Consider the following 10,030-nt stretch of genomic DNA (forward strand, 5'->3'; position numbering starts at 1 on the left):
CTTGGAATCAGTATACTTCCTGAAATGCTTTTGTTTCGTGTATCACACATTGTATTTTATTCATTTAGAAAGAGATCATTTATCGTACCATAGGGATTGCGGTAATATCTCTGAAAAACATCTCTTCAGCCGTCAAAAAATTTATTGATTGTGCTAAGTCAAGGTTAAGCAATCACTGTTTTTTTTATTTTAGAATTATAAAAAATATAACTATGTGCTAAATAATCAATATAACCAAACAAAAGAAGAGTGCAGGACATAAAAGTAGTATGAATTGCTTTGTCAAAAAAATCAATGAAGATGGTTCTGTTGTCTGGGATGACCACGGTACTCGTTGTGGCGTTTGCTTACAAATCGCCGCGGAATCCATTAAAATGAAACAAGAAGGTAAGTCTATAAAGGAAATTCGCCACTACATTGATGAAAAGTACAAAGAAGGTTACGCAAAACCAACTAAAACTCCAATGCCTTTATAATAAACAAACCTCACTTTTCCGAAAACGAAGGCTTTACAATCCTCCCACGGTGGAGGATTTTTTGTTTTCTTAAGGCATATTTTATAAGTTTGGCAGATATAAAAGTAAAGACAACTTAGTACAAGGGGGATGATGGATGAACTCACTTTGGCTTTTAGGGTTTTCTGCTTCTGCTATTGGAATGTTATCTGGCGGAGTGATTGCTTGGTTGTTTAAAGGCTGGCAAAAAGGAACGCCAACCATTTTTTCAGTATGTAGTGGTATGATATTTGGACTGGTCGCGATGGAAATTTTGCCTGAAAGCATAGAAATTGGAGGTTGGTTTATTGCTATTGTCGGATTGATTTTTGGTTATTTTATTTATAAGCATCTAGAAAAGGTTTCGCATCATGTGATCATTATTACCAATGACGCTAAAAAAGACTTATTTGTACATTCTGGTCTATTTTTAACATTCAGTATTGCCCTACACAATTTTCCAACAGGCATCGCACTTGGAGCCAATACTCACGATTCATTGACTAAACCAATGATGACTGCGATCATGCTTCACAATATTCCAGAAGGGATTGCTGTTTTTACTCCCTTGCTGATGGCTGGGTTTGGAATTTTCAGCATCATACTTGGGGCAACCATAGCCTCCGCCCCCATAGGAGTTGGAGCCTTCATCGGAAGTAATTATGGGATGGGTGTCCCTTGGCTAGTAGCAATGATTATCGCATTGGCGATGGGGGTAATGCTTTCCGTGACGGGAAAAGAAATTTTTGGAACAGCTTTACGCACATCTACCAAAATATACTGCGTTATCATGGCTGTAATCGGTTTTGTATTGGTTTCATTTTACTTGTTTTTTCTATAAAAGACTTTACTAAAAAGGTGCATGTTAAGTTAACGGGTTCGGTTCAGAAGTACAAAATCAAGAAAAACAGTACAAATAACAGCGTAATTAGCACAAAATTCGAACCAAATTTAACAAAGTAAAAAGCACATTAAAACGCTTGGGTTTATTCCAAGCGTTTTAAACTAAAATTATATTGACTTGTTCAATTAAGACTGTTACTAAAAGGTTACTACCGTACTTCAATTACAAAGGCATAACTTGAATCTCCCTTTTCCCATCTCGCTGAAACATCATACACATATACACCTTTTTCTTTTGGTAATAGTATCACATTATCATTTATTGGAACATTTTCTGTTTTTTCATTTGTAAGCCATCTATTTACTACTAATGTATTTTCTTTAGGCTCATCTTTGAATTCTATTTTCAATTGGGAATCTGGTGGTACAACCACAGGTTTTAGTTCTTGATTTTTAATGAGTTCTGGCGGAGAACTTGTATCGGCACAAACAGAATTAAGTAATCCATTCCAACAATACGAACCTTGTGCCACTTCTACCTTTTTTTCTCCAACAGTTATGGTTGGTAAAGGTGGTTTAGCACTAAATAGTTCAGTAACAAAATCCCCCCCAATGCCTAACGCAATTAATACTAATAATGTAATTAAAAACTTTTTCATACACTTCCCCCTCATGGGTTAATTTTCCCTTTGCTAACTTTCTGAGTAATCTATATATTCAGTTTAACATAAAATACCAAAATCATTAGAAAGGATTTAGTCAAAAAATATTGATATTTCAGCAAAAAATAAAAAACAAATCGTATACTGATTTGGTCCTATAAAATATCAAATCCCTTAAGGTTATTGCATATAGAATTATTTCTTTTAAATCAAATTGTTTTTTTTGCAATGCCTAATCGTTGAGCAGGTGTTCCTACTGTCTCCTTTGTTTTGTATACTAAACAAAAATTGTAGTAAGTCCGAAGTATGGTAAGAGCCATTTGAGCATACTTTGAGTTAAAGTTTGAATAGATATAGCTTTTTCCGTCACCACGAGCTGTTATCAATGGTCTTTCTAAAATAGATAGCCGTCTTCGAATGTGCTGGATAAAGGTATTCGTGGCGTTGTCATTCACGATTAGCAATGTCCTTTGGGTCGAATGATGAAAGATTGGTTGTACAATCAATTCATCGAAATCCTCTGTCAATTGTCGCAAGTGGATGTTCAATCGAATTATCAGCGTATTCATAATGACTGCTGCCACCTGAAATGACTTTCTTATGAAATTGGTGTGTATGAAATAATTCTTCCAGTTTCAGAAAAGCCAATTTCTGCAAAGAACTTGTAATCATAACCAAAGTTAATTCCCCAGTTGATTAAATCCACTCCTGCTTGAATAAATTCCTCACGAGCTTGTTTCCGAGATTTTGTTTTATCCGTTTGACAAAGAAAATGGTGGGCATTAGATAAGCGAATTTCTTTGGCAAATACACGATAAAGGGAAGGCATCAATGAATTTATGTCCAATTAGCATCAATTTTAACACATATTTGGAATACTGTCTGTTGGTCAGCAGTCACTTGCTAATTATAATGCGATTAATGGTGATAAATTCAATAAAACATTGATATATCAACAAATAAAAGGAGTCCAATTCATATGCGAATTGAACTCCTTTTTGTATTACTTTTTTCAATTTTATACTCAACAACCGAACCCGTTATGTTAAATTGTGCCTTTTTGTATGTTATCCCAAAGAATAATCTAGCGGATGTGTAGAGAAAATAATCCAAAAATGGTTCTTTCGGGAGTTTTTGTTATTTCATCAGAACTCAAGACATCGCTAAAAGTATGAAAGCGGATGTGACACAATTAAAATGTGAAGATGATATGGTATACAGAACGTAACAAGAAGGATGCTAAAAATGAAATCGAAAGCGAACAATAAAAAGTGGTCATTTTGAATCGATCCATAAACTGCATTCATACGGAGGTTTCTAATGAACAGGGATAAAGACAAGAAAGAAACTAAGAAAAAAGAGGAACAAACACAACAAACAAGTAATGAGGATAACGTCATACGGGAACTTGAAGAAGAATTTAATGCTGATATTCGGAAAGGACAGTTTGCTGCTGTCCTTTTTATCCCCTTAAATCGGCATGTTGCAAGTCCGATTTTTCCACCTGAACGTTTGTCCTCAGTCTCCCCCTCATTCATTATTATCTAAATCACCCATTTTCATAAAAAAACATTTCCTAAACTTGACAAAAAAATGAAGGTAAAATATGATACATACATATGAACACATGCTCATATATAATAAATAAAGTGAGGGAAATCATCATGAAGACCGAAGACCATTCTTTCTTAAAATCTGAAACCATTGAAAATGTATCGCAAATATTTAAGGTATTATCCGACCCAACAAGAATCAAAATTCTTTATTTGTTATCGCAAGAAGAGTGTAATGTCAATCATATTGCAGAAGTGTTGGAAATGTCTCAATCAGCTGTTTCTCATCAGCTTAGTATGTTGCGAAATCTGAGACTGGTTAAGTATCGCCGTGAAGGAAAAACACTGTTTTACTCCTGCGATGACGAACATGTTATTTCATTATTAAAACAAGCCATTGATCATGCTGAACATCATTAAGGAGGTATTTTATCATGCATCATCATCACCACCATCATTCTCACGACCACCATGGTCATCACCATCACCACGGACACCATCACGATCACGGCAGAGAAGGTAATAAAAAAGGGCTTACGATTGCCCTTCTTATTACCGCTGGAATTATGTTGTTAGAGTTTTTCGGAGGTTTAATCACAAACAGTCTAGCTCTTCTTTCTGACTCTGGTCATATGCTTAGTGATGCCAGTTCACTTGTTCTTAGTCTAGTTGCTATTTGGTTTGCCACCAAACCAGCTTCCCCCAATAAAACGTATGGCTTTTATCGTTTTGAAATTTTAGCCGCTTTATTTAATGGAGTTACCTTGTTTGTTATCGCTGGATTTATTATTTGGGAAGCAATTGAACGTTTTTACAACCCACCAACGGTAGCTAGCGGCTCTATGATGATCATTGCGTCCATTGGTCTTTTTGCCAATCTTTTAAGTGCTTGGGCGTTAATGAGAAAAGGGGATGTGAAAAATAATGTCAATCTTCGTAGTGCCTATCTTCATGTGATCGGTGATGCTCTGGGTTCCGTAGGCGCTATCGTTGCTGGGCTTGTCATGTGGATCTTTGGTTGGTATGTGGCAGATCCCATTATTTCCGTTTTGGTTGCTTTATTAATCTTGAAAGGCGCTTGGGGAGTGATTAAACATACGGTTCATATTTTGATGGAAGGAACGCCCATTACCATTGATCAAAATGAAGTGAAAAAAGCCTTAGAAAGTATTGAAGGAGTGATTAACGTTCACGACCTCCATATTTGGACGATTACATCAGGGTTGGATTCATTAAGTTGCCATATTTTGATTGAAGATCATCAAGACAGCCAAAAGGTTTTACAAGATGCTATTCACATGATTGAAGAAAAATTTAAGATTCTGCATACAACCATTCAAATTGAAACCTCTCAAATCCATCATGGGGAAATGAAAGTCTAGCGAAAAACAATATAGAGTGATGTCAGCTATTGTGATTAGCGGCTTAAACGCATATTTATTGTTTAAGAAATAGTAAACCTCATTATCTTTTTGCGGATAATGAGGTTTATTGTTTTTATCTAATAGAATTTTTTGATGTAGCTAATTAAATGAATCGCACGGTAAATATTGGGTTGATTTTTTTAAATTCCATTCTTTTTTTTTAATTCAAATAAATATTTGAATAATAAAAGAAATGGGGTATAATATATTCGAACGGAAATTTGAATATGAAAGGGGGATAATGAATGAGTAAGAAAGATACATGTGAAATTTATTGTTATGACGAAGAAAAAGTCAATCGAATACAAGGGGAATTGCAAAAAGAAGATATATCCAGTGTTGTCCTGTTGTTTAAAGCACTGGCAGATGAAAATAGGGCAAAAATTGTCTATTCACTTTGCCAAGATAAAGAGTTATGTGTATGTGATATTGCCAATATCATTGGGGCTTCTGTTGCAACCACTTCCCATCATTTACGGACTCTTTATAAACAAGGGATTGTAAAGTATCGAAAAGAAGGAAAGCTAGCATTTTATTCGCTGGATGATGACCATATTAAGCAGTTAATCATGATTGCGTTAGTACATGATAAAGAGGTGAAAGTCCGTGTCTGAACAACAAGCAAAATTATCTAAATCAGAAGCGAAAACCTACCGTGTTCAAGGATTTACTTGTGCAAACTGTGCGGCAAAGTTTGAAAATAATGTAAAATCATTGCCAGGTGTTCAAGATGCTAAAGTAAACTTTGGAGCATCTAAAATTACCGTTTGGGGTACAACAACCATCGAAGAATTAGAAAAAGCAGGAGCTTTTGAAAACTTAAAGGTTCGGGAAGATAAAGAAAAATCAGTCAAGCGTGAACCTTTTTGGAAGCAAAAAGAGAACATTAAAGTGTATATTTCCGCCGTTTTGCTTGTGATCAGTTGGTTTTTAGGGAAGCAATACGGAGAAGAGCATATCTTTGCGACAATTGGATATGCTGCAGCGATTTTAATTGGTGGATATTCGCTATTTATTAAAGGTTTCAAGAACCTAGTTCGATTGAATTTTGATATGAATACGCTGATGACAGTGGCGATTTTAGGAGCTGCAGCGATTGGTGAATGGGGAGAAGGTGCAACGGTTGTTATTCTATTCGCCATTAGCGAAGCCTTAGAGCGTTATTCTATGGATAAAGCTCGTCAATCCATTGAATCGTTAATGGATATTGCTCCAAAAGAAGCATTAATTCGTCGCGGAAATGAAGAAATGATGGTCCCTGTTGACGATATTCAAGTCGGGGATATTATGATCGTAAAGCCCGGTCAGAAATTAGCGATGGATGGAATCATCATCAAGGGTACATCTACATTAAATGAGGCTGCCATTACGGGAGAAAGTGTTCCCGTAGCGAAAACAGTTGGTGATGAAGTCTTTGCAGGAACATTGAATGAAGAAGGATTATTAGAAGTAAAAGTGACAAAACGAGTAGAAGATACAACTCTTTCGAAAATCATTCATTTAGTGGAAGAAGCTCAAGCAGAACGAGCACCTTCTCAAGCGTTTGTGGATCGTTTTGCCAAATACTATACACCAGTCATTATCATTTTTGCTCTTTTACTAGCCGTTATTCCGCCATTATTTATGGGGGCAGATTGGAGCGAATGGATTTATCGAGGTCTAGCTCTATTAGTGGTTGGTTGTCCATGTGCGTTGGTCATTTCCACGCCTGTTGCGATTGTAACCGCCATTGGAAATGCAGCGAAAAACGGGGTGTTAATTAAAGGTGGCATCTATTTAGAAGAAGCAGGATCTCTAAAAGTCATCGCTTTTGATAAAACAGGGACATTAACAAAAGGTGTTCCATCTGTCACTGATGTGATCACTTATAATGGCAATGAAAATGAACTAATGACTATTACAGCTGCCATTGAAAAAGGCTCACAGCATCCACTTGCTTCCGCCATTATAAGAAAAGCAGAAGAAGACGGATTGAATTTTAATGATGTATCGGTTGAAGAATTCCAGTCCATTACAGGTAAAGGGGTAAAAGCCAAAGTAAATAACGAAATGTATTATGTCGGAAGTCCAAGTCTTTTTGAAGAACTTCTTCCAAATGGCATCCAATCAGAAATAAAAGAACAAATTACAGCCCTTCAAACACAAGGGAAAACGGTCATGGCGTTAGGAACGGAAAAAGAAATTCTGGCGTTAATTGCCGTAGCAGATGAAATAAGAGAATCATCCAAAGAGGTTATTCGAAAACTTCATCAAGTCGGCATTGAAAAAACAGTGATGCTGACGGGAGATAACCAAAGAACAGCCGAAGCCATCGGAAAACAAGTCGGCGTTTCCGATATTAAAGCCGATTTACTTCCAGAAGATAAACTGAATTTCATTAAAGAGCTTCGCGACAAGCATCAAAGCGTGGCAATGGTTGGAGATGGTGTGAACGATGCACCAGCTCTTGCAGCTTCAACCGTTGGTGTGGCGATGGGCGGTGCTGGAACCGATACAGCCCTAGAAACAGCCGATATTGTCTTAATGTCTGATGATTTAAGCAAATTGCCATATACGATTAAATTGAGCCGTAAAGCTTTAGCAATTATTAAGCAAAACATTACTTTCTCTTTAGGGATTAAGGCATTGGCATTACTGTTAATTGTGCCTGGTTGGTTAACGCTATGGTTAGCGATATTTGCCGATATGGGAGCAACATTAATCGTAACATTAAACAGCATGCGATTGCTAAAAGTTAAAGAATAAACTTTGTGTTCAAAAAATGTAAGGGATGCCATTTGGTTATCCTTTTTTCATGATAAAGATATTTCTTTAATCAACTCCCATGGAAGAACGAATGAACTTCCATCATCTGTGATGTCGCGAAGCGATGCATGGGTGGCTAACGGGAGTTAATAGTAACATAATAAGATAAGAATTTTTGTTATTTTGACAATAAAAATGACAATGACAAAAAGCTCGGCTATTTGCCGAGCTTTCCAGTCTTAGATAATCTTATTATCATCTTTTACTTTTGTTATATTTATGGTAAAATTGAAATATCAAGTATACATTGACAGAATTCTATATGGTTTATGTATATTGGACATAAACTTAATATTGTTTTTATATTAAAGGTCAGAATATGGGCATGATGAAATAATCAATGATGGCGGCGGTTAAACGTTTATCTTCGAATACCGTATTCCACTGTCCAAATTCCGAGTTTGACGTTACTAAGCTGAGTTTTTCATATGTACAAGCTGGTTGATTGATAGCGCTTAACAATAGGTGTGTATCATAATGAAAAGAGAAAGAATTGAGGTGATATGAGGATGGCATCTTTAAGCATGTTTGGTTTTGTTGCGTTATGGAGTCCTTATTTCCTTGCATTTCTATTGTTGATTACGTGTCTGTATTTTATGATTGTTGGGCCTTGGAGAACTCGTTTTACAAAGGAAGGACCGCCAACGCGTAAGCAGAAAGCATATTTTGTCACCGGTATTGTATTTCTTTATATTTCTCTCGGTTCGCCGGTTGATTTGCTTGGTCGTTTGATTTTTAGCGCACATATGATACAAATGGCAATATTAAGTTTCATGGCTCCACCATTACTTATTTTAGGAATACCAAATTGGTTGTTTGAGAGGCTTTTCGAAATTCGGCCATTAAAGGCGGCAGTAACGCTTTTGACAAAGCCGCTTTTTGCGGTTGTTTTATTTAACAGCTTGTTCTCATTTTATCACGTTCCATTTATTTTTGACTTAGCGAACAGCAATGCGCTTTATCATGCGGTAATTACCACGATGATTTTTATCGCTGCATGGATGATGTGGTGGCCTCTCCTTAATAAAATGCCGGGCTGGCAGTCCCTTAGCGGTCTTAAGAAAATAGGCTATATTTTTGCAGACGGCGCTTTATTAACTCCGGCGTGCGCCTTAATTATTTTTGCAGGGAAACCGCTATATGCAACTTATTACGATCCGCAAATGTGGTTGAAGTCGCTTGCTCTTTGCGTTCCTGCCGATACATTAGCTTCTCTTGATTTAACAGGACCAGAGATGTTCTTTGCCGTTCCGCTTCTTTACGATCAGCAGCTTGGCGGGATATTAATGAAAATTATTCAAGAAATTATTTATGGCATAATGCTCTTTTTCGCCTTTAGGGAATGGTACCGAAAAGAGAAGGAAAAAGAAAAATTGGAAACTGCTGCATTGTCACAACCTTCTGAGTGGTAATGTTTTATCGAAACGTTTTAATGGTAAAATGCTGGATAATCAACACTTATAATAAGATGACGCAAAGAAAAACAGGATATGGTAATATTCATTGCCAATTTTACCGACCATTAGCACGAGCTGTATTGTCATAGCGCAGCATTAGGAGAGTAATCGATATTGGGATAACTGGCAAGGCTCTTTTTTATGGAGGCTATTCTGCACTTTTACGCCGCCGACTTATGTACTTTTATGGTTCTTACGTTCTTTTGATGAAAAGTCGATATTAATTGAGAATGATAAGCCAAAAAATTCCAATTTACACACTAATTTTCTTAATTAGTCCTTTCCTATTCACCAAGATTATGTAAGAACCACTTTTATTCTGTCAGATAGCAACAATTCATTCGCCCATTCGCCATTTTGTAGCCTTTATATTTTACATACAATCAGTGATATTTTATATATGAATATATATTCATTTAATAATATTGTATTGTGTATGGAAATTTCTTTATTGTTGGGGTTCATCACCAAATTTTGTGATTTAGTGACAAAAAAGAGAAAGCACTGACGAGATCCTGGCAATAATGTTAGCGGTGAAATCAACATTAAGGAGGTCTCGTAAGTGCTTTCGATACCACTAGGATTGCCAGAATTTAAAGTGATTAAACAAGAACTTCTTTCCTATGGTTATGCGATTCATGTAGAGAAAACAGAGACACAGGAACGTTGCCCTCATTGTGGGTTTGCCACTTCCTCTGTCCACGACAGACGGACAAGAAAAGTACGGGATTTGGCGATTTTCCATCAACCGGTGTACTTGTTCGTAAAGGTAAAGCGCTATCGGTGCTGGAA

Annotated in this window: 11 protein-coding genes and 1 pseudogene; 9 read left to right on the forward strand and 3 right to left on the reverse strand. The window is 36.5% G+C overall.

Features of this window, described 5'->3' with window-relative positions; all coding sequences use genetic code 11:
• Positions 1–245: 245 nt before the first annotated feature.
• Together B1A75_RS09490 and B1A75_RS09495 are read left to right on the forward strand one after the other, a co-directional pair.
• Positions 246–476: pseudogene (locus B1A75_RS09490) on the forward strand (PCYCGC motif-containing (lipo)protein); the annotation flags it as partial.
• Positions 477–612: 136 nt separating this feature from the next.
• Positions 613–1,335, forward strand: coding sequence for a ZIP family metal transporter (locus B1A75_RS09495; RefSeq protein WP_062677327.1), 723 nt, complete (start codon positions 613–615; stop codon positions 1,333–1,335).
• 211 nt (positions 1,336–1,546) lie between these two features.
• Here the strand turns inward: B1A75_RS09495 and B1A75_RS09500 are convergent, their stop codons facing one another.
• Together B1A75_RS09500 and B1A75_RS20260 are read right to left on the reverse strand one after the other, a co-directional pair.
• Positions 1,547–1,996, reverse strand: a complete 450-nt coding sequence (locus tag B1A75_RS09500; RefSeq protein ID WP_079936108.1) for a hypothetical protein — start codon at positions 1,994–1,996, stop codon at positions 1,547–1,549.
• Between the two features lie 601 nt (positions 1,997–2,597).
• Positions 2,598–2,828: a hypothetical protein gene (locus tag B1A75_RS20260; RefSeq protein WP_254866620.1), complete on the reverse strand. Its 231-nt coding sequence runs from the start codon at positions 2,826–2,828 to the stop codon at positions 2,598–2,600.
• 491 nt (positions 2,829–3,319) lie between these two features.
• On the opposite strand from B1A75_RS20260, the gene B1A75_RS09510 reads away from it, so the two are divergent.
• The 5 genes from B1A75_RS09510 (at position 3,320) to B1A75_RS09530 (ending at position 7,721) form a co-directional block, all read left to right on the forward strand.
• The gene (locus tag B1A75_RS09510; RefSeq protein WP_062677323.1) at positions 3,320–3,547 is read left to right on the forward strand and encodes a hypothetical protein; all 228 of its coding nucleotides are present in this window, start codon (positions 3,320–3,322) and stop codon (positions 3,545–3,547) included.
• A 116-nt stretch (positions 3,548–3,663) separates the two neighbouring features.
• On the forward strand, positions 3,664–3,972 hold the full coding sequence (locus B1A75_RS09515) for an ArsR/SmtB family transcription factor (protein ID WP_079936109.1): 309 nt from the start codon (positions 3,664–3,666) through the stop codon (positions 3,970–3,972).
• 14 nt (positions 3,973–3,986) lie between these two features.
• Positions 3,987–4,934, forward strand: coding sequence for a cation diffusion facilitator family transporter (locus tag B1A75_RS09520; protein ID WP_079936110.1), 948 nt, complete (start codon positions 3,987–3,989; stop codon positions 4,932–4,934).
• 287 nt (positions 4,935–5,221) lie between these two features.
• Positions 5,222–5,590 (forward strand): ArsR/SmtB family transcription factor, encoded by a 369-nt coding sequence (locus tag B1A75_RS09525; protein ID WP_079936111.1) that lies wholly within the window; start codon positions 5,222–5,224, stop codon positions 5,588–5,590.
• Complete coding sequence (locus B1A75_RS09530) at positions 5,583–7,721, forward strand: heavy metal translocating P-type ATPase (RefSeq protein WP_079936112.1); 2,139 nt, start codon at positions 5,583–5,585, stop codon at positions 7,719–7,721. Before B1A75_RS09525 ends, B1A75_RS09530 begins: the two co-directional genes overlap by 8 nt.
• A gap of 372 nt (positions 7,722–8,093) precedes the next feature.
• Here the strand turns inward: B1A75_RS09530 and B1A75_RS20770 are convergent, their stop codons facing one another.
• Positions 8,094–8,348 (reverse strand): ATP-binding protein, encoded by a 255-nt coding sequence (locus B1A75_RS20770; RefSeq protein ID WP_425439777.1) that lies wholly within the window; start codon positions 8,346–8,348, stop codon positions 8,094–8,096.
• Here B1A75_RS20770 and ctaG point away from each other — a divergent pair.
• Both ctaG and B1A75_RS09540 read left to right on the forward strand, forming a co-directional pair.
• On the forward strand, positions 8,291–9,193 hold the full coding sequence (ctaG, locus tag B1A75_RS09535; RefSeq protein ID WP_079936113.1) for a cytochrome c oxidase assembly factor CtaG: 903 nt from the start codon (positions 8,291–8,293) through the stop codon (positions 9,191–9,193). The two genes, B1A75_RS20770 and ctaG, sit on opposite strands and share 58 nt — an antisense overlap.
• 607 nt (positions 9,194–9,800) lie before the next feature.
• Positions 9,801–10,030: transposase family protein (locus tag B1A75_RS09540; protein WP_139761721.1), on the forward strand; the 230-nt coding region annotated here is incomplete at its 3' end.

Source organism: Geobacillus sp. LEMMY01 (genome assembly GCF_002042905.1).
GTDB lineage: Bacteria > Bacillota > Bacilli > Bacillales > Anoxybacillaceae > Geobacillus > Geobacillus proteiniphilus.

What these genes read in the sequence shown, in the direction of transcription:
- ctaG (WP_079936113.1), top strand. Translation starts at nt 8,291, where the DNA reads ATGGCATCTTTAAGCATGTTTGGTTTTGTTGCGTTATGGAGTCCTTAT.
- B1A75_RS20260 (WP_254866620.1), bottom strand. Translation starts at nt 2,828, where the DNA reads ATGCCTTCCCTTTATCGTGTATTTGCCAAAGAAATTCGCTTATCTAAT.
- B1A75_RS09510 (WP_062677323.1), top strand. Translation starts at nt 3,320, where the DNA reads ATGAACAGGGATAAAGACAAGAAAGAAACTAAGAAAAAAGAGGAACAA.
- B1A75_RS09500 (WP_079936108.1), bottom strand. Translation starts at nt 1,996, where the DNA reads ATGAAAAAGTTTTTAATTACATTATTAGTATTAATTGCGTTAGGCATT.
- B1A75_RS20770 (WP_425439777.1), bottom strand. Translation starts at nt 8,348, where the DNA reads ATGCAAGGAAATAAGGACTCCATAACGCAACAAAACCAAACATGCTTA.
- B1A75_RS09520 (WP_079936110.1), top strand. Translation starts at nt 3,987, where the DNA reads ATGCATCATCATCACCACCATCATTCTCACGACCACCATGGTCATCAC.
- B1A75_RS09525 (WP_079936111.1), top strand. Translation starts at nt 5,222, where the DNA reads ATGAGTAAGAAAGATACATGTGAAATTTATTGTTATGACGAAGAAAAA.
- B1A75_RS09495 (WP_062677327.1), top strand. Translation starts at nt 613, where the DNA reads ATGAACTCACTTTGGCTTTTAGGGTTTTCTGCTTCTGCTATTGGAATG.
- B1A75_RS09515 (WP_079936109.1), top strand. Translation starts at nt 3,664, where the DNA reads ATGAAGACCGAAGACCATTCTTTCTTAAAATCTGAAACCATTGAAAAT.